The sequence below is a fragment of the Lacticaseibacillus salsurae genome, from assembly GCF_045862175.1.
GTDB classification, from domain to species: Bacteria; Bacillota; Bacilli; order Lactobacillales; family Lactobacillaceae; genus Lacticaseibacillus; species Lacticaseibacillus salsurae.
Genome location: NZ_BAAFZI010000009.1, coordinates 1 through 19,133 on the forward strand (window position 1 = coordinate 1; position 19,133 = coordinate 19,133).

Annotated in this window: 22 protein-coding genes; 16 read left to right on the forward strand and 6 right to left on the reverse strand. The window is 48.3% G+C overall.

Annotated features, from left to right (window positions below; genetic code table 11):
* Nucleotides 1-269 precede the first annotated feature (269 nt).
* From ACKTSG_RS04650 to ACKTSG_RS04660, 3 genes are read left to right on the forward strand one after another with little or no spacing between them, the layout of a single operon-like run.
* Entirely contained in the window at nt 270-746 is a 477-nt protein-coding gene (locus tag ACKTSG_RS04650) for a DUF2975 domain-containing protein (RefSeq protein ID WP_407892427.1), read from the forward strand.
* Between the two features lie 9 nt (nt 747-755).
* The gene (locus tag ACKTSG_RS04655) at nt 756-959 is read left to right on the forward strand and encodes a helix-turn-helix domain-containing protein (RefSeq protein WP_407892429.1); all 204 of its coding nucleotides are present in this window, start codon (nt 756-758) and stop codon (nt 957-959) included.
* A 53-nt stretch (nt 960-1,012) separates the two neighbouring features.
* Nucleotides 1,013-1,846, forward strand: coding sequence for a YitT family protein (locus ACKTSG_RS04660; RefSeq protein WP_407892431.1), 834 nt, complete (start codon nt 1,013-1,015; stop codon nt 1,844-1,846).
* A gap of 674 nt (nt 1,847-2,520) precedes the next feature.
* On the opposite strand, the gene ACKTSG_RS04665 is transcribed toward ACKTSG_RS04660, so the two are convergent.
* Entirely contained in the window at nt 2,521-3,543 is a 1,023-nt protein-coding gene (locus tag ACKTSG_RS04665; protein WP_407892433.1) for a branched-chain amino acid aminotransferase, read from the reverse strand.
* A 275-nt stretch (nt 3,544-3,818) separates the two neighbouring features.
* On the opposite strand from ACKTSG_RS04665, the gene ACKTSG_RS04670 reads away from it, so the two are divergent.
* The gene (locus ACKTSG_RS04670) at nt 3,819-4,163 is read left to right on the forward strand and encodes an ArsR/SmtB family transcription factor (RefSeq protein WP_407892435.1); all 345 of its coding nucleotides are present in this window, start codon (nt 3,819-3,821) and stop codon (nt 4,161-4,163) included.
* Nucleotides 4,164-4,258: 95 nt separating this feature from the next.
* Here ACKTSG_RS04670 and ACKTSG_RS04675 read toward each other — a convergent pair whose 3' ends face one another.
* Complete coding sequence (locus tag ACKTSG_RS04675) at nt 4,259-4,954, reverse strand: VIT1/CCC1 transporter family protein (RefSeq protein ID WP_407892437.1); 696 nt, start codon at nt 4,952-4,954, stop codon at nt 4,259-4,261.
* Nucleotides 4,955-4,963: 9 nt separating this feature from the next.
* On the reverse strand, nt 4,964-5,632 hold the full coding sequence (locus ACKTSG_RS04680; RefSeq protein ID WP_407892438.1) for a VIT1/CCC1 transporter family protein: 669 nt from the start codon (nt 5,630-5,632) through the stop codon (nt 4,964-4,966).
* A 522-nt stretch (nt 5,633-6,154) separates the two neighbouring features.
* Between ACKTSG_RS04680 and tyrS the strand changes: the two genes are divergently transcribed.
* The 12 genes from tyrS to ACKTSG_RS04740 all read left to right on the forward strand — a co-directional run bounded on the left by tyrS (nt 6,155) and on the right by ACKTSG_RS04740 (nt 16,015).
* Nucleotides 6,155-7,414, forward strand: a complete 1,260-nt coding sequence (tyrS, locus tag ACKTSG_RS04685) for a tyrosine--tRNA ligase (protein WP_407892440.1) — start codon at nt 6,155-6,157, stop codon at nt 7,412-7,414.
* Between the two features lie 161 nt (nt 7,415-7,575).
* Entirely contained in the window at nt 7,576-8,781 is a 1,206-nt protein-coding gene (locus ACKTSG_RS04690) for a coiled-coil domain-containing protein (protein WP_407892442.1), read from the forward strand.
* Between the two features lie 165 nt (nt 8,782-8,946).
* Nucleotides 8,947-10,077, forward strand: a complete 1,131-nt coding sequence (locus ACKTSG_RS04695) for a C40 family peptidase (protein WP_407892444.1) — start codon at nt 8,947-8,949, stop codon at nt 10,075-10,077.
* 88 nt (nt 10,078-10,165) lie between these two features.
* A complete protein-coding gene (locus ACKTSG_RS04700; RefSeq protein WP_407892446.1) occupies nt 10,166-10,522 on the forward strand; it encodes a hypothetical protein in 357 nt (118 codons plus the stop codon).
* Nucleotides 10,512-11,084 carry a guanylate kinase gene (locus ACKTSG_RS04705; protein ID WP_407892448.1) on the forward strand — a complete coding sequence of 191 codons (573 nt, stop codon included), beginning with the start codon at nt 10,512-10,514 and terminating at the stop codon, nt 11,082-11,084. The genes ACKTSG_RS04700 and ACKTSG_RS04705 overlap by 11 nt, the downstream gene beginning before the upstream one ends.
* A gap of 58 nt (nt 11,085-11,142) precedes the next feature.
* Nucleotides 11,143-11,577 carry a Fur family transcriptional regulator gene (locus ACKTSG_RS04710; protein WP_407892450.1) on the forward strand — a complete coding sequence of 145 codons (435 nt, stop codon included), beginning with the start codon at nt 11,143-11,145 and terminating at the stop codon, nt 11,575-11,577.
* A gap of 114 nt (nt 11,578-11,691) precedes the next feature.
* Entirely contained in the window at nt 11,692-12,180 is a 489-nt protein-coding gene (locus ACKTSG_RS04715; RefSeq protein ID WP_407892452.1) for a hypothetical protein, read from the forward strand.
* 9 nt (nt 12,181-12,189) lie between these two features.
* On the forward strand, nt 12,190-13,014 hold the full coding sequence (locus ACKTSG_RS04720; protein WP_407892453.1) for a DUF6681 family protein: 825 nt from the start codon (nt 12,190-12,192) through the stop codon (nt 13,012-13,014).
* Between the two features lie 108 nt (nt 13,015-13,122).
* On the forward strand, nt 13,123-13,860 hold the full coding sequence (locus ACKTSG_RS04725; protein ID WP_407892455.1) for an amino acid ABC transporter ATP-binding protein: 738 nt from the start codon (nt 13,123-13,125) through the stop codon (nt 13,858-13,860).
* 11 nt (nt 13,861-13,871) lie between these two features.
* Nucleotides 13,872-14,690: a glutamate ABC transporter substrate-binding protein gene (locus tag ACKTSG_RS04730; RefSeq protein ID WP_407892457.1), complete on the forward strand. Its 819-nt coding sequence runs from the start codon at nt 13,872-13,874 to the stop codon at nt 14,688-14,690.
* Nucleotides 14,690-15,334 carry an amino acid ABC transporter permease gene (locus ACKTSG_RS04735; RefSeq protein WP_407892459.1) on the forward strand — a complete coding sequence of 215 codons (645 nt, stop codon included), beginning with the start codon at nt 14,690-14,692 and terminating at the stop codon, nt 15,332-15,334. Before ACKTSG_RS04730 ends, ACKTSG_RS04735 begins: the two co-directional genes overlap by 1 nt.
* A gap of 15 nt (nt 15,335-15,349) precedes the next feature.
* Nucleotides 15,350-16,015, forward strand: a complete 666-nt coding sequence (locus ACKTSG_RS04740) for an amino acid ABC transporter permease (protein WP_407892461.1) — start codon at nt 15,350-15,352, stop codon at nt 16,013-16,015.
* A 74-nt stretch (nt 16,016-16,089) separates the two neighbouring features.
* Here the strand turns inward: ACKTSG_RS04740 and yaaA are convergent, their stop codons facing one another.
* From yaaA to ACKTSG_RS04755, 3 genes are read right to left on the reverse strand one after another with little or no spacing between them, the layout of a single operon-like run.
* The gene (gene yaaA, locus ACKTSG_RS04745; RefSeq protein WP_407892462.1) at nt 16,090-16,836 is read right to left on the reverse strand and encodes a peroxide stress protein YaaA; all 747 of its coding nucleotides are present in this window, start codon (nt 16,834-16,836) and stop codon (nt 16,090-16,092) included.
* Between the two features lie 45 nt (nt 16,837-16,881).
* Entirely contained in the window at nt 16,882-18,345 is a 1,464-nt protein-coding gene (locus ACKTSG_RS04750; RefSeq protein ID WP_407892463.1) for a sensor histidine kinase, read from the reverse strand.
* Complete coding sequence (locus ACKTSG_RS04755) at nt 18,342-19,070, reverse strand: response regulator transcription factor (protein ID WP_407892465.1); 729 nt, start codon at nt 19,068-19,070, stop codon at nt 18,342-18,344. The genes ACKTSG_RS04750 and ACKTSG_RS04755 overlap by 4 nt, the downstream gene beginning before the upstream one ends.
* Between the last annotated feature and the right edge of the window lie 63 nt (nt 19,071-19,133).

A 19,133-nucleotide genomic window follows, 5' to 3' on the forward strand; every position in this document is an offset into this window, starting at 1 on the left:
GCCAACAGACTACGAACAGATTATGTGATGGTGCAGTGAAGTTGCCATTTTTGTTTGCGACGTCTAGCGCCAAAAAAACCTACGACAGGTCAACTTCACTACCACTTTACGCCTAAACGAAAAGTGGTGAAGAAAGATTCCGTCGAATCAATCTTCACCACTAAGGTTAGTCTGTTTTGTTGCCGTCAGACGTAAATGTTATTGATAATCGGTAAAAGCTTATTGATTATCGATAAAATCTTGGCTATAATCAAGTTTGAGGTGAGCTGATGAAAGCAAAAACATTGAGTTTAAAAGTGATGTTAGTGGCGGCTGGTTTGGTGGTGGGGATGTTTGCCACCATGTTATTTTGGCGCCTGCCGAACAATCTGATCCGGATCTATCATCAACCTGTCACTGCTTGGGTGATGACGACGGGCATTTATGTGGCAGTGGCATGCTTTTTTGTCGCGATCGTTTGTGCTTGGCGGCTACTGCGGCGCATTGAAACAAACACCGCGTTTTCTTGGCTGGCAGTGACGAATCTGCGCCAGTTAAAATATGCCGTTGGCGGCATTACCGTCGGCTTGGCGGCGATCATGCCTCAAGTATATGTCGCGGCCCAATTTGAAGATTCACCAGGGCTGTGTTTAGTCGGTGCTGGGATCGTGGCGTTGCCTTTGATGGTGACGATTTTCTTGGCAGTTTTACAACAATTGTGGGCCACTGCGTTGAATTATAAAGTCGAAAACGACTTGACGATATAGGAGGCCGCCATGATCACGATCAATTTAGATCAGTTATTGTTGGATCGGCAAATGAGCTTGACGCAGTTAGCCGAAAGAGTGGACATGACGTTGGCGAACTTATCCATTTTAAAAACTGGCAAAGCCAAAGCCATCCGTTTTACCACGTTGATCAAGCTGTGTGAGGCCTTGGATTGTCAACCTGGCGACTTGTTGGCGTATCAGCCAAGTTGACGGTGCTTGTCACCTTTTGTTATGCTTAATATAAAGAAAATATGAGGTGACCTATGCAGAAATTGACCCAACAGCCAGTGATCCGCGGCGTCATCATGTTGATGGCACTGGCTTTGATCGCCGTGAGCATCAACTTTTTTTATGCCCCGCATGGTGTCGCTGCTGGCGGCGCCACAGGGATCGCGATTTTGACGCAAGAAGCGTTTGGCGTGCCATTGGGTTTGACCACTTTGTTGGTCAATGTCGTGATGTTAGGCTTGGCGTGGTTTTTTTTAGACCGCGCCACGACTAAGCGAATCTTGATCGGTAGTTTATTGTTGCCAGTGATGCTGGCAGTGATGCCACAAGTCAAGATCGTGGAAGACCGCTTGTTGGCAGTGATCGTGGGGAGTGTGATCTTCGCCATTGGGGTGGCGTTGAACTATCGCATTGATGCTTCTAGCGGAGGAACCACGGTCCCGCCGATGTTGATGCAAAAATATTTCCATATCAAACCGGCAATCGGGTTGTTTGTGGTCGATTTGGTGGTATGTTTTTTCAACATTTTTGTTTCTGGCATCGAAGCGTTCGTGTTGGCGATTTTTGCCATCGCCTTGACTAGCTTGGTCATGAATTATGTCGAAACCGGCTTAGACCGAAAAAAAGCCGTTTACATCATGTCAACCAAACTCGACGCCATGAAAACCATGCTGGATGCCACGCCAGATCACGGGTTGACCGTCCAGCCAGTGGTTGGCGGCCACTCTGGTGAAACTGGCGAAATGTTAATGGTGGTGGTCGATCAACCAAATTTTCACGCGATGATCGAGCGCGTCCACGCCATTGACTCGAAAGCCTTCATCCTGGCAGTAGAAGCCACTGAAGTGCACGGCGGGTGGCTAGGTTAAGGCAATAAAATAGGCACTGATTCAACGTTTGGTTGAAAAAGTGCCTACTGCGCCAATTTAGGTGCCTTAGTTTACGTCTGTGAAGTGTGACCCCAATGTGCAGTCACACGTTGTCATGCCCGTGGGCACTCCTTCGGCCACAGTCTAAAACGCGTGTGGGTAAAACATGGTGCAGGTGGATCCCGGGTTTTGCACAATCCGACGCATCGTGGGGATCGGTCTTGGGCCAAGTTGGGGAAGTCATTGGACGAAACTGCGCGACAGTAGTCTCAATGCTCAACTTCTATTGGTCGATCGATACAGGCGATGGGTCGCTTCTGTGACTCACTTTTTGCCGGAGTTACATCTGACTATTTTCTTCGGTACGCCAGCGCTCTTAAGGCCCACGGAAGTCATATCACCACGCTACGGCCCCATGGTGACTTTGCTGCCACAAAGCTTGTGCGATGTACCTAACCGCCTTGCTTTGCTTACTGCTTTTTCTCAACAAAAGGTACCTGCTCTAAACGTTTGCTTTTGTTGAGACATGTAGTGTAGCACCTTAGATTTAAAAATGCAAGCGCTTTTTTAAAATAGTCAAGAAACCGCCGATGACCGAGATCTCTTGATCATTAGTTGCCGTAACACGTAAAAACCCCGATCGCCAAATCGTCGATCGGGGTTTTTACGTGACTTTAGTCGACTGGGTAGATCCAGCCTTCTGGGGCTTTGACATCGCCAAATTGGATGCCAGTCAGTTCGTTGTAGATCTTTTCAGTCAATTCACCAGTTTTACCGTCGCCGAAGACATGCACGTCGTCGCCGTAAGTAATGCTGGAAATTGGGGTGATCACAGCGGCAGTCCCGCAGGCGCCAGCTTCTGAGAATTGGTCCAGATCATGAATGGAGATCTTCGTTTCTTCTGTTTCCAAACCGAAGCGTTCCTTGGCGATTTGTAAAATGGAATACTTGGTGATGGAAGGCAAAATGGAAGGAGACTTTGGTGTCAGCAGGCGCTTTTTGTCTTGGGTGATCCCAAAGAAGTTGGCAGAACCGACTTCTTCAATGGTTTCATGATGGATCGGATCCAAGTAGATGGCATCGCCGTAGCCATGTTCATGAGCGTACTTGCCGGCTTGTAAGGATGCCGCGTAGTTACCACCCACTTTGGAGCCACCAGTACCATAATGAGCCGCGCGGTCAAAGGAATCGGCCACGATGAACTTGGTTGGGACCATGCCGCCTTTGAAGTAAGGGCCAACTGGTTGGGCAAAGATCAAGAACAGATATTCTTTAGCTGGGGAAACGCCGATGTTTTCGCCGATCCCGATCAAAATCGGACGCAGATACAACGTGGCGCCAGTGCCATAAGGTGGCACATAGTCTTCATTGGCTTTAACCACTTGCTTGGCCGCGTCGATGAACTTTTCAGTTGGCACTTGTGGCATCAACAGCTTGTCTGCAGAGTTTTGCAAACGCGCGGCGTTGCGGTCTGGGCGGAACAATTGGACTTTGCCTGACTTGGTGCGATAAGCTTTCAAACCTTCGAAAGCCCCTTGACCATAATGCAAAATTGGTGAGCCTTCGTTAATGGTGATGTTGGCATCTTCTGACAACTTGCCGTCATCCCATTGGCCGTCTTTCCAATATGAAACATAGCGGTAAGGCAGTTTCATGTAGTCGAATCCGAGATTATCCCAATCAATATTTACTGTCATGTCGAAGTCCTCTTTCCTGTATGTCACATTAACATTAGACAAATATTAAAATATAGTGAGGAAAAAAGCAAGCCTATTTCTGAAATTCATCCGTGAAAGTTTCATCAATCGTCATTTGAAACCTGCTCGAAATTTGCTCAAGCAAGGGTTATCCGCTACAATTGAGCGGTAACGTCATATAAAAATATGAATATTTTCTGGGCAAAAATGCCCATTTTGGTTAAAAATCGGGTACACTAGCATTAAGCAACTATCTCAACAAGTGGAGGAAGGAAATGGCAGAGCATTATTCCGCAGCGCAACAAGAAGCGCTTGAAGAGTTTCAATCAGATATTGGGCATCTTAACGCGCTTTCCAATGAAAATCGCCAACGGTTGTTGATGATCTTAGGTGCAGCCAAGGATTCTCAAGGCCTCAAGGTCAATGATCTGGCTGAAGAAATCGGCTTATCCCAACCGGCGACCTCACATCATCTCAAAGCTTTGAAAGATATCGGCATGGTCGCTTCTCATCAAGAAGGCAATATCGTGTATTATTACCTCACGCTTGATGACACCATCGCCCGCCTGGAACGGTTGACGGCGGCTTTAAAGCGCCGCAACTCAACAACAGGGAAGTAATCTTTTAAAAAGCGCCGCCAGTTTGATCAGCGGCTGTTGTAAACCAAAAAGCGTGCCGAGTCATTTCGGCGCGCTTTTTTGGATCCAAAATTTTTTTACATCACTTGGCCGATGCCGTAATGGATCGCCATGGTGATGATGCCGATGATCACATTGCGGATCACGGCAGTTTTGACTAAGCCATCGCCGAATTTTGCCGACAAGTAGCCGGTCAAACAACTGGTCGCCACCACTGCGGCGATCGTTCCAGGCCAAGCCCAAACCCCTGGCAAAAAAGTCATCGCCATCAATGGAAAGATCCCACCACTGGCTGCGGCGACCAAACTGGAAAAAGCCGCGTCCCAAGGATTCATATAATGGCCTTGCTTGAGTTGGTATTTCACATCGATGACGGTGCCTAGGGCATCTTTGGCCATCAATTCACCCGCGATTTTTTCTGCAGTGAGCGTCGACACCCCGCGGTCCACGTAATGTTGCACCACGGCTTTTAATTCGCCGGCATAATCGGTTTTCAATAATTGTGCTTCAGTGGCCACCACAGCAGCTTCGGTATCTTTTTGCGAAGATACACTGGAGTATTCACCAGTCGCCATTGAGAACGCACAAGCCAATAAGTCCGCCAAACCGGCGATGAAGATCGTGAAGTGGTTGCTAGTGGCTGCAGCGACGGAAAATAATACCCCGACTACCGTTAAGATCCCATCATTGGCGCCTAATACGCCAGCGCGCAAGGTATTGGCGCGTTCCGCCATGGTTTGCGTGTGGCGTTTTTTGATCATCAGAGTTTTCATTTAGGCCTCCTAATGGGCAAACAAGGTGCCAGTCAAATACGTGACTGCCATCGTCAAGATCCCAGACACCACGTTGCGCAACATGGCGCGACCTCGATTGGCATTGCCTAATGCCGCAGCGGTGTAGCCAGTGATCGCCAAAGCAAAGATCACTGCCAACACCGTGGCCCAAATGCGGATCGCGGTAGGCAAGAAGGTGATCGCCACTAACGGTAAGATCGACCCTAAAGGAAACGAGATCATTGACGCCAGCGCTGCGGAGAGCGCGCTGGTTTTGACATGAGGGTCAAAACCATAACGTTCGCGCACGGCGACGTTGACTGGATCTTTGGTCATCATTTCTTTGGTGGCTTGGGCCGCTAATGCCGCCGAGATCCCAGTTTGTTGATACTTGTGTTGGATAAACGCGACTTCACCTTGATAATCATCATCTAATGCCCGCGATTCTTTAATCACGGCATTTTTTTCAGAGTCCCGTTGGGTATTGACTGACACATATTCGCCCATTGCCATGGACACAGTGCCGGCTAACATCCCAGATAACCCTGACAGTAAAATAGCATAACTATTGCTGGTCGCACCTGCGACCCCAATGACGATCCCTGCAACACTGAGGATCCCGTCATTTGCCCCCATAACGCTGGCCCGCATCACATTGATCTTTTCTGCTAAGCTCATGTGTGGCCTCCAAACAAATTGTAATCATTCTAAACAACGTGAACATTATAAAACAGCGTTGTTTAAAAGTAAAGTCAGGTCGACACAATTTTTGGCCGGCCTTAACGATGTCGACTTTAATCCATTTAAACGGCGATAACAAGGCACACACAAGCTAAATGAACGCAATAGATCAACTTGAGCACTTGTTCAAAGCTATCTTAATAACTGTTCTAATGTAAACTCGCAACTGCGGCCAGCTTGGGTCGCGATCATGGCGACGATTGACAAACCGCTTGCGTATGCTAGACTGAACTTAACTTTGGACTGTGCAAGCAAACCGATTTAAGTGAGGACACAGAGAGTTGACGAATTGCTGGAAGTCAACAAGCTTAAGTCAGGGACTTACCTTGTGATCATCAGTCACGGGCGATGCCGTTAAACATCTATGAGTGATAAATCAGGGTGGTACCGCGGAGACTTCGCCCCTGGACAAGTTTTTTTGTTCAGGGCTATTTTTTTGCACAAAATCAGGAGGCTATCATGGCAAATAATATTTTAGATGAACTGGCTTGGCGCGGCGCGTTGAACCAATTGACAGACGAAGAAGGGCTGCGCAAGCTCACCGAAGAAAAACACGTCGGCATTTATGTCGGCACGGATCCTACTGGCGATTCCTTGCATGTGGGGCATTTGATCCCATTTATGATGCTCAAGCGCTTCCAGTTGATGGGCCATAAACCAGTGATCTTGATTGGTGGCGGTACTGGGTCTATTGGCGATCCTTCTGGGCGCAACTCTGAACGGGTGTTGCAAACCATGGACACCATCGCCCAAAACAAAGCCAAGCTCACCAAGCAAATGGAAAAGCTCTTTGGTCGCGATAACTTCCGCATCGTGGATAACTATACCTGGTTATCCAAGTTGTCGATGCTGGATTTCTTGCGCGATTTTGGGAAATTGTTCCCAGTCAACCAAATGTTGGCCAAAGAAGTCGTGGCATCGCGTTTGGAAAAAGGGATCTCATACACTGAGTTCACTTACCAAATTTTGCAATCGATCGACTTTTTACATCTATATAAACATGAAGATGTCCAAGTTCAACTCGGTGGCGCAGATCAATGGGGAAATATCACTGCTGGGATCGATTTGATCCATAAAACCCAAGGCGCTGATGCCAAAGTCTATGGGTTGACTAACCCCTTGATGCTCAAAGCTGACGGCACCAAGTTTGGTAAGTCGGCTGGCGGGGCGGTTTACTTGGATCCAGAAAAAACCAGCCCTTACGAGTTCTATCAATTCTGGTTCAACCAAGATGATCATGACGTTGAGAAGTTCTTGAAGTTCTTTACTTTCTTATCTCAAGATGAAATCGCCGACTTGGTGGCCCAGTCTGCTGCAGCGCCTGAAAAGCGCATCGGTCAACGGCGCTTAGCCCAAGAAGTGACCAAGTTCGTCCATGGCCAACAAGCCGTTGACGAAGCCGAAGCAATTTCGGCCGCACTGTTTTCTGGTAACGTGCAAGATCTGTCTGCCAGCGAGATCGAACAAGGCTTCAAGCAATTTCCAACTGCAGATGCGCCAAGTACGCCAGAAAATATCGTCACTTGGTTAGTGGATACCACCAAGATCGAAGCTTCTCGGCGCCAAGCACGTGAAGATATTACCAACGGCGCCATTGCCATTAACGGCGAAAAACAACGTGAGCTGGATTTTGAGATCGATCCAAGCAGTCATTTTGACGGGCGTTTTGTTATTGTAAAACGCGGCAAAAAGAAATACTTCTTGGTCCGGATTCATTAAAACCTTGATAAATAGGCCTTTTGCGAGGCCTATTTTTGTTGCTTACATTACGACGCGACTTGGAAATGTACGTCGATAGTAATTTCACTGTAATCATCGTGTAACGTTGAAACGGTAACCTTAGTACCAGTGATTAACGAAAAAAGGGTGGCAATTACATAATGAAGTTACAAACAATCTTAACAACTATGGTAACCGCAGTAACCTTGACGGTATTTGCCGCAACCACAATGCCTGTATCCGCGGCTAGCAACACCCAAACTCAAATTTCTTCCAACCAAAGTGCAACCGACAAGCTGGTTTCTGAATTAGCTGCGGCCAACACAGAAGTGATCAACTTACAAAACAAGATCAACGATAAAAACACGGCGATCTCTGACGCCCAAGCCAAGATCACCACAACTGAAGCGAAGATCACGCAATTAGCTGGTGAAGTGACCAAGACTGAAGCGGAATTATCTGCGCGTAAAGACGTTTTAAAGAAGCAACTGATCTCACTGCAAAAACAAACTGGTGATTCTGTCACGGGTAACGTTTATGTCGACTTCGCGTTGAACTCCAAAGACCTGTCTGACTTGATCTCCCGTGCTTCTACGGTGAACAAGTTGAACCAAGCCAACAAAGACGCCTTAGCAGCAGTTAACGATGCGAAAACCAAGCTGACTGACTTGCAAAACGAACAAGTGGCCAAAAAGCAAGACTTGGTCGACACCAAAGCTTCCTTAGAAGCTGATAAAGCTTCCTTGGTCAACTTGAAGTCTTCAGCTGATGCCAAAAGCGATGCGTTAAACAAAAAGATCGCTGATAACAAAGATGTCTTAGTTGCTTTACAAAGCCAAGCCGCTAAAGAAGATGCCGCAGCCAAAGCTAGCTTAGCTAAACTCAGCGCCGCTGCTTCTACCACTAAGACGACGACGCCTAAGGCCGCGACTAACAACACGCCAGCAGCCTCCACTGGTAACAGCTCAAATGGTGGTTCAACCATCAACACTAATGGCAGCACGCATAACTCTTCTGATTCTGCAGGCAATGCCTACGCTTATGGCCAATGCACTTGGTACGTGAAGTCAGTCGCACCATGGGCTGGTAACCACTGGGGCAATGGTGGTCAATGGGGCGCTTCAGCTGCTGCTGAAGGGTTTACAGTTAACAACACCCCTGCTGTTGGTTCGATCGTCGTTGTGGCTGGCGGCCAAAACTTTGGCGGCTGGAATGCTGCGGCTGGTTACGGTCACGTGGCCTATGTTGTTGGCGTTTCTGGCAACAGCATCACGGTTCAACAAGGCGGGATGGACTTTGACAACCCAGGTGGTCCAAACACCCAAACCGTTTCTGGCGCCTCAAGCTTCACATACATCCATCGTTAATCAAATGGCGATCGAGAAGAAATTCTCGATCGCTTTTTTGATCTTTTGACACATGCGTTGCATTTTGTAGCGATACCGCATTCATCCGTTAACTGTGACGACATGTTTCTGTAACACTAGTTTGTTACACTGTTCACGACAATTGCTTAGAGGAGCGAATAATTTATGACATCGATCAAAACAGTAACGGCTATCGCATTTGCAACGATTTTAGCAACCATTGGGGTCGGCACTCACACAGTTAACGCCGCAGAAAGTACGGCTAGCTTACAAGCACAGCTGCAACAAGCCCAATCGACTTTGGATGACATCAATACCAAAGCTTCGGCTAAGGCCATTGCGATCCAAGCAGCGCAAACGAAGATCAAAGATGCCACGGCGAAGATCAATACATACAATGTGAAGATCACCAAAGCCCAAGCTGAAGTCAACAAGCGCACGGCAAACATGAAAGCCCAATTGCGTTCTTTGCAAAAAGAAGCCGGCGAATCTGTGACTGGTAACGTGTATTTCGACTTTATCTTAAATGCCAAGAGCTTAGATGATGCGGTGTCACGCTCCTTTACTGTTGGCAAGCTTAACCAAGCCAACCAGCAAGCATTACAAGACGTGCAAACGGCAGCCAAAGATCTGGCGGCAGTCAAGCAAGCAGCATTGGACAACAAAGCGACCTTGGTTGCTAGCGAAGCCCAACTTGAAAAAGATCAAGATCAATTAAAATCATTAGCTTCCCAAGCTTCCAGCAAGCAAGCGGCATTACAAGCAAAAATCAATGCTAACCAAGCTGCAGTGAAAGCTTTACAAGGTGACACTGCCAAAGCCAATGCGCAAGCCAAGGCCAAAGCAACTGCCAAACCGGCTGCCAAAACGACAGCCGTGAAAGCAACTGGTGCGATCCAAGCAGCAGCGACGCCAGTAGCGACAGCTTCAAGCAGCAATGCTTCTGGTAGCTTAGCTGGTGCGATCGGCACCGCCTTAGCCCAAATCGGCGTGCCATATGCTTGGGGCGGTTCTACGCCTGCAGGTTTTGACTGCTCCGGCTTAGTGGCGTATGCCGCAGCCAGCGCTGGGGTAAGCTTGCCACGGACGTCTCAACAACAATCCACAGTCGGCCACATGGTTTCCTTATCTGCCTTACAACCTGGGGACTTATTGTTCTGGGGCGGCGTTGGTTCTGCAACTCACGTGGCGCTTTACATCGGTGGCGGCCGTTATGTGCATGCCCCACAACCTGGTCAATCTGTCACGACCCAAAGCATGAGCTACTATCGTCCAAGCTTTGCTCGTCGCCTGTAATCAATTGTCAATTAAACCGCGGGAAACCGCGGTTTTTTTAGTCCCGTAATTTGCTATAATATAAGAAAAGAGAAAAGAGGCGTTCGCGATGCAATATGGGATCATTGGGGCAAGTTATCAACAAGGCACGTTATCGGTGTTTCATGCTGGGATCGATGAAGAACCAATGCCAAGTTTCGTCACCGCGACCCAAAAGGCGTTGCGCCTTTTAGTTTCGGAATTGGCGATCAGCAATTTGGCTGACATTCATCACCTACACGATACGATCGTTGACTTTTTGCAAGACGGCAGTACGGATGTGCAAGCATTAGATGATGCCACTGGCGATACGTTGACGTTTAGCGAATTTGATGATGACCATTTCGTGTTGAATGTCATGGATCAAACCGAAAAGTTTCAACTGCATATTGAGGTGACGCCGATCGGAGGCAGCCATGCAGCATAGGCTGATCGTGATCACCGGCGCGACTGGCACAGGCAAAACCACCGTCAGCCGCTACTTGACGCAAACCTACAATATTCAACGGGTGATGACCCATACCACGCGGCCTAAGCGCTTCAATGAAGTTGAAGGGATCGATTATGCGTTTGAAACGCCAGAAAGCTTTGATCGCAATCACTACATTGAAGATGTGACCTATGCTGGGTATCGTTATGGCAGCTCCTATGAATCGTTGTATGCCGCTTGGGAGCGCCATGCGTTTGCTAGCATCGTCTTAGACACCAAAGGCGCGATCACCTATGCGCAAAAACTGGGTGCTGCAGTCAACACGCTGTTTTTGACGATCGAGGATCCGGCGATTTTAAAATCGCGGCTGTTGGCGCGTGGTGATGACCCGAAAATGGTCTCCGCGCGTTTAGCCAGTCCAGAATATCAACGTGACTTGGTCTTGCCGGCAGAACTTCAAGCCAGTGCCACGGTGATCGCCAATGACGACTGGCCACGGGCGCAACAAGCGATCGATCAATTTATGAAGCAGTTGGCCAAGACAGTTACTGGTTTTTAGTTAGTGGCTATGGTAAGATGAGTTAATCGTCATGATAACGATGTGAAAGGATGGCAACATGTCAAATTCTGCGATCGCGTTAGAGCGAATGAAACAAAGCGGGATGCGCGTCACCAAACAGCGCCGCGATTTGGTGGCCTATTTGGATCGGCATTCAGATAGTTATGTGACTGTCACTAGCATTGACGCTTATATGCGCAGCCAATATCCTGGGCTTTCACATGACACGATCTACCGCAATGTCAAAGCGTTTGAGGAACTGGGGATCTTGGAGCATGAAGTCCAAGATGAACAAGCCATCGTCAAACTGCAATGTGACTATCAGCATCCGCATCATCATCACTTCATTTGTACCAACTGTCATCGCGCACAGGAGTTGCAAATGTGTCCTTTAGGCTTTTTTGAAGCCCAAGTGCCAGGCGCCAAAATTGCCAGCCATAACTTTGAGTTGTATGGTTTATGTGCCGATTGTGCCAAAAAATTAGCCAAGTAAGCTAACGGTCGCGTGGTTGCGCGGCCGTTTTGTGTTTCTTTGCATATCTTTAAACGTGTCAACGCCTTGTTTGCGGTACAATCAAAGCAGTAGTTTTTGAAAGGAGTTTGTCTCATGGCTTACCGGACCCCGCCGCTGCTTTCACCAGCGGCCATTGTTTCTATTATTGTCTTGGTCAGTGGCTTCAACGTGATCAACACCACCGTCAACCCCAACGCCAAGCCCAAATCAGCCGCGTCCCAATCGGTTTTAGTGTCTAAACAAAAAGCGGCCACGCAAAGTTCCAGCAGCGCCAAAAAGCCTGAAAAGCCGTCTGCTTCTACAAGCGCTGACGCCAAACCCAAAGCCAGCAGTGCGTCTGATCAGTCACAAAATCAGCCATCACAACCGGCTGCCGCATCACAATCCAGTGATACCACCACTGGCAATACTAACGGTGATCAAAATAGCGGCAACACGAGCGATGACACCAAAGCCTCGTCGAGCTCGGCATCTAGTGCCAGTTCTGCCAGTGATAAAACCACTACTGGTGATACCACCACTGGCACCAATACTGGCGACGCGACGAATTCTGGTTCTGGTACCACGACCACAACAAATTAGGAGGTTGGCATGTTAACGGCATTAGATATTCTCAACCGCCTGTTAGGCTATTTCAATATTCAAGACAAAGCCAAAGGCAAAGCCTTCACCGTGGTGGCGTTTGTCGCCAATTTTTATTTGCTGTACACCGCGATCCAAGGGTTGCGTTATCCTGGCTATCGTTTGCAAGGCTTAGCGTTTTTGATCGGATTTTTGCTTTTGGAATATTTCATCGTGCTTAACGCGGTTTATTATTACACGGATAAACAGTTGAAATTCGATATTTCGCCAACCATCGAAAAATTGCTTGGCGGCAATCAAGCCCAACTCAAAGCCGCTGAATCCAAGCTGGCCAATAACACCATGTCTGGGCCTGCCAGTGGCTTGTTTAAAGCAGACAACATTTTGCCTACTGCGATCGATATTTCCCCAGCGCAACAGCGCAACTTGGATGCCTTGGTGCAACATTTGCAAGCAAACGGGCATTTAGCCGCAAACTATTCAGGCTTGGATGATCGCGCGATCATGCATGTGGCCGCCAAAAGTCACCAACCAGTTTACGCGATTGGCAATCTCGTTGAGTTGCCATTTTTTAAAGTGGTCGCAGAAACTGGCGGTGTTGTGGTCGTCGGCGGGGTCAATGCGTTGAATGTCCAACCGCTGGCGACGATCGTTTCAGTCGGGTTACTGCCAGTGAAACAAGCGCAAAAGCAGTACAAACTGGCGGCGGCACATGTATATTTAACCGGTGGCCAAAGTAAGTTGATGGGGCGACGCAGCTTGATCACCAAAGAGGAACCGTATAGCCTGACGGTTCAATTGGCCTATACCTTACGTGACAAAACGACAGCGTGAGGATTTTTGTTGGAATCAATGAATGAAATATGATAAAATATTAATAATCACATAAGGACGCCATTGTGCGTCCTTTCTTGTTCTTAATTGAAAAAGGAGGGATCAACCATGTCGATGATCGAATTCCACGATGTCGAGAAGTATTATGGTAAGTTCCATGCGTTAAAAGATATCAATCTCACTGTTGACCGTGGCGAAGTGGTCACTATTATCGGGCCATCTGGTTCTGGTAAAAGCACCTTGTTGCGGACGATCAACGGGCTGGAACGGGTACAATCTGGCCAACTGATCGTGAATGATTATGACTTAGCCGATAAGAAAACAGATATGAATAAGATCCGCAAGAATGTCGGCATGGTTTTCCAGCATTTTAATTTGTATGCCAACAAAACCGTCATGCAAAATATCACCCTTGGCCCGACTTTGGTGTTAAAGCGCAATAAAGATGAAGTCCATGAAGAAGCGTTGGCGTTGTTGGATCAAGTGGGTTTGCGCGACAAAGCAGACGCTTATCCGTCTTCATTATCTGGTGGGCAAAAGCAGCGCATCGCCATTGCGCGGTCATTGGCCATGAAGCCTAAAGCCTTATTATTTGATGAACCAACGTCAGCACTGGATCCAGAAACCATTGGCGATGTCTTGGATGTCATGAAAAACATCGCTGAAGGCGGCATGACCATGGCTGTGGTCACCCATGAAATGGGTTTTGCCCGCCATGTTGGTAATCGGATCGTGTTTATGGCAGATGGCCAGATCCTAGAAGATGCCTCAGATGTCGGCGCCTTTTTCGATCATCCTAAAGAGCCACGGGCCCAGGAGTTCTTGTCAAAGATCATCAACCATTAAGGAGGCGCGGGATGAAAAAACTGCATAATCTGATCGCCTTTATCGGGTTGATGAGTGTGTTGTTGCTGGCAGGATGTGGCAAATCGATCGCGTCACAAGATGTGTTACAACATGCCAAACAAACCAATACCATTGTTTGGGGCGTCAAAGCCGATACCCGTTTATTTGGGTTGATGAATACCAAATCTGGCAAGATCGAAGGCTTTGATATCGACATGGCCAAAGCCATCACCAAACAAATATTAGGCCCTAAAGGCAAAGCCGATTTGGTGCAAGTCACGTCTGATACCCGGGTGCCAATGATCAAAGGCGGCAATATCGATGCCATCATCGCCACCATGACCATCACGCCAGATCGGCAAAAAGTGTTGAACTTCACCCAATCGTATTTCGCGGCTGGCCAATCGCTGTTAGTCAAAAAAGGCTCACGGATCCACTCGGTCAAAGACTTAAAACCAGGCGACAAAGTGATCGGGGTGCAAGGCTCCACTTCCGTTGATAACATCAAAAAAGCCGCCCCACAAGCCAAAGTCTTACAGTTATCTGATTACGCCCAAGCGTTCACAGCTTTAAAGTCTGACCAAGGGGTGGCGGTGACCACGGATAACGGGATCTTGTATGGGATGTCTGAACAAGACCCCAACTATGTCGTCGTCGGCGGTACTTTCACCAAAGAACCTTATGGGATCGCGTTAAATAAAGGGCAAACCAATATGACCAACGCGATGAACAAAGCCATCGACACCTTACGCCAAAATGGAACCTATGAAAAACTGCTCAACAAGTGGTTTGGTAAAGTTCCAGGCTTTGATATCAAGGAGGTGCAATAATGTTCAACATTTTAGTGCACAACTTTCCTGAGTTGATGTCTGGGTTAGGGTATACCTTAGCCAGTTCTGTGATCGCGTTGATCGGCAGTTTGGTGATCGGGACGGCGTTTGCGTTAATGGAGATCTCTTCGCATCGCGTCGTTTCGGCGATCGGCAATGTGTATGTTGAAGTGGTACGCAATATTCCGCTATTGGTCATCACCATGGCGTTTTATGTGATCGTGCCGCAATATGTTGCCCAAATCGACGGGTTCACTGCCGGGACCATTGGTTTGACGATCTATACCAGTGCCTTTATTGCTGAAACGGTGCGGGCCGGGATCCAATCAGTCGCCGTGGGGCAAATGGAAGGCGCGCGGTCAGTGGGGATGACTTATTCGCAAGCGATGATCCATATCATTTTCCCGCAGGCCTTTAAGATCGTCATTCCACCATTAGGCAATCAATTCATCAACTTAGTCAAAAACTCATCGATCCTAGCCTTTGTGGCTGGGTTTGATTTGATGTATCAAGGCAAGATCATCGCCAATGCGACGTTCAACACCTTCGACACGTATTTGGCTGTCGGGTTATTGTATTTGATCTTGACCATGCCGTTGTCGTATTTCATGCGCTACTTAGAGAAAAAATGGGCGATCGCCTAAAAAGGAGGTTCAGTCATGCAAAACTTTATTGATGCTTATTCACAAGTCAATCTGATGTATTTGCTGCAAGGCCTCGGGGTGACGTTGGAAGTCAGTTTGATCTCCATTGCCTTTAGTTTCTTGATCGGGACCTTATTGGGTGTCGCGCGCTATATCAACGTGAAGATCTTTTCAGCAGTGGTCGGGTTTATCATCGACTTGATCCGGAATTTGCCGCTGTTGTTGATTTTGTTCTTTACTTATTTCGCACTGCCTAATATTGGGGTGCGCTTGCCAGTGATCCCAGCCACGATCGTTGCCATGACCGTGTTTGAATCGGCGATGTTAGCTGAGATCGTCCGCAGTGGGATCAACGCGGTAGCGGTTGGGCAAATGGAAGCTGCCCGCTCAAACGGGCTGACTTACACCCAAGCGATGGTGCACATTATTTTGCCGCAAGCGTTTAAAGCGATGATCCCGCCGATCGTGTCGCAGTTCATTTCACTGGTCAAAGATACCAGCTTGGCCACGATCATTTTACTGCCAGAATTGACTTATCACTCGCAGATCATTTACGGGCAAAACAGTAACTACATGATCCCGATGTTCGTGGCTTTGGCCGTGTTATACTTTGTCGTCAATTACGCGTTATCATTGATCTCAAGAATGATCTCGCGGCACTTGTCTTCTGGGGTGCGCTGATCACTTAAAAATGCCGCACCGGACACATTCAGTTGAATGCGACCGGTGCGGCATTTTTGCGTGCAGGCGCTGAGTCAGTCATGGTATTCAAATACCATTTGGGTTGGCGTTGAGCGCGCAGGTGCATAGGCATAATGCGGGTGGTCAAAGGCTTTGAGTTGATCCGGTTGGGTCAAATCGTGCATCGCCGCAAACCGCACCATGGCCCCGCGCGCGATTTTCGCTTGCGTGGCGCGAGTCTTGAAGGTGCCTGCGATGACGCGGCCAAATACCACATCGATCATAGTGTCTGAAGGGCGCAAATACGGCCGGATCGCCTTGGCATATTCAACACTGGCGAGATTGATCAGCGGACCATCTTCAAGGTCCAATTGCTCATATAGCTGTGCGCCCCAATACGCGTAAAGATCTTTGGCTGACTTGACTGACAGTTTGCTGCCAAGCTCCAAGCGATAAGGTACGATCCCATCAAATGGGCGCAAAGTCCCATAAAATCCTGACAAGATCCGCAAATGCGCTTGGATATATTGCAGCGCCGATTCCGTGAATAAGTCTGGTGCCATCGACTGATATTGGATGCCGACAAATGCCAAGATCGCCGGCGTCAAGGGGCCAGTCAAGTTGAGTTGTGCCAGTTGCTGTTCACAAGCTTGAGCCAGTTTGTCGCTGCATTGCCAAAGCTTTTGGCGCTGCGCTGGCGACAAACTGCGCAACGTGGCTAAGATCTCAGTGGTTTGCGGCAAACTTTGCGGCAGCGACGTTGGGGCGAAAGTATCCACGTCGACGCGCATTTTTTTGGCTGGGGCGATGATGAATTGCATAAAGACCTCCGTAAAAAAACCTGCCGTCAACACGACAGGAACAGGTTATTTGGTATGGGTGATCGGTGCTTGTTTCGGGGCGGTGGCTTCATCTGGGAACGTCAGCGCAAAGGTGGTACCTTGGCCTAAAGTGGACGTGACCTTAATGGTGCCACCATGGACGGTGACCAATTGATGCACGATCGCCAAACCTAAGCCAGACTCGCCATATTTGGTGTTTTTGCGGGAAGGGTCGGCTTTGTAGTAGCGTTCCCAAATATTTTTGACTTGATCGTCACTCATGCCAATGCCAGTGTCGCTGACGGAAAGTTCGGTTTGATGATAGCCGGTTTTAGCGCTCAGCGTAATGGTGCCGTTTTGCGTGAACTGAATGGCATTTTGGGTGATGTTGAACAGCACTTGAATGAAGCGATCATGATCGGCGTAAACTTCCACATCGTCGGCGGCATCGATCACCAAGCAATCGCCGGCGGTGTCAGCTTTTTGTTGTAGCTGAGTGACGATATCATGCATGGCCTCAGCGGCGTTAAACGTTTTTTTATGCAATAAGATCTGGTTGGTGCGGATCTTTTCATAATCCAAGTTCTCATTGACCAAGCGGATCAAGCGCTTGGTTTCTTTTTGCATCAGCGCGATCGACTCGCCTTTAGACTCTTCTGGGATCGCGTCATACGCCAAACCTTCTAGCAAGCCGTTGATCGTGGTCAACGGGGTGCGCATTTCATGAGCGGCGTCAGCCATAAATTGGCGGCGGCGTTCTTCTTGACGGTGGATCTCCGCTTGCGAATCGCGCAATGACCCGACCATGTCTTGAAAGTCGTCAGCCAAAGCCGCCACTTCATCATGGCCTTTCTTATCAAAGGTGACATCGACATCATAATCGCCTTCCGCCACTTGATGGGTGGCTTGACGCAAGCGGTTGATGCGATCGACTTGAAAGCGTGCCAAGAAATACGACACGATGATCGCCACCAAAAGCGACAACAAAAAGGCGACCACTAAGTTCTTTTCGGTTTGTTGGATCGACGATTGAATGTTTTCCACTGGGGCAAACGCAGCAATCACAAACAATAACTTTTGGCTTAAAAATACTGGCTTGTAGTAAATGGTCATGCGCTGTTGTTTGCCGTTTTGTGGGTTGGTGGTCAATTCTGGCAACGCCACGGTGTTGCCTTTTTTCAATTGTTGCCAATATTTTGACGCGATCGCTTGCGCGGCGCCGCCTGGTAAATTCGGGTAGCGGGCGGTGTTGGTGGCGTCATAGATCATGAAGTGGACATTTTGCTTGGCGAGGATCTCTTCTGAGTGTTGAATGAATTGGCTGTTGATCAAGTAGGTGTTTTGATCCACTGCGCGATCTTTCAAAACGTCAGTGTATTGTTCCAGCTGGTCGAAACTATTTTGCCAAACCGTATTGGTGGTGCTGCGAATAAACAGCACCGACACGATCGTCAGCGTGACGACGATCAAGCCGAAAAACGCGAGCATTTGTTGATAAAGGAGTTTCATTTGTGATCCAATCCGGTGTCGTCAAATTTATAGCCGACCCCCCAAACGGTTTGAATGATCTGTGGCCCGACTTTTTCGATTTTTTGGCGTAGCTTTTTGATATGGGCGTCAACGGTGCGTTCATCGCCGTAATATTCATAATCCCACACCAGCTGCAACAGTTGTTCGCGGGAAAAGACTTGCTTAGGGTTTTGGGCCAAGGTGTGCAACAAGTCGAATTCCTTGGGGGTGAGGCCTTCAATGGCCACATCGTCTAAGTAGGCTTCACGCGTTTTGGTGGATAACTTGAAGTGGCCGGTGACCACGTCAAAATCGCCATTGGCTTGTGGCGCCTCGTCGCTGGCTTCAGTCGGCGCCGTTTCAGCGCGACGATGTAAGGCTTTGATGCGGGCGACTAACGTGATCGGGGAAAACGGCTTGGTGACATAATCATCGGCGCCAAGCTCCAAGCCTAGCACTTGATCGCTTTCGGTGTCACGCGCCGTTAACATGATCAAAGGCACAGTTTTGGAGATTTTGCGGATCTCTTGGGCCACTTGCATGCCATCCATTTTCGGCAAGTTCAAGTCCAACGTGATGATGTCAAACTCATCAGGGGCTTGCTTGAAGTCCGCTAGTCCAGATTCCCCATCATAGGCGTTCGTGACGTCCCATTGTTCTTTTTTAAAGAACATGTCCATCATTTGTGCAACACTTTCGTTATCTTCGATCATCAGAATTTTCATTTTTATCATCCTCGCATTTTTGGCTAATATAACGAGTGTACGAGCCGTGGCATAAAATCACCT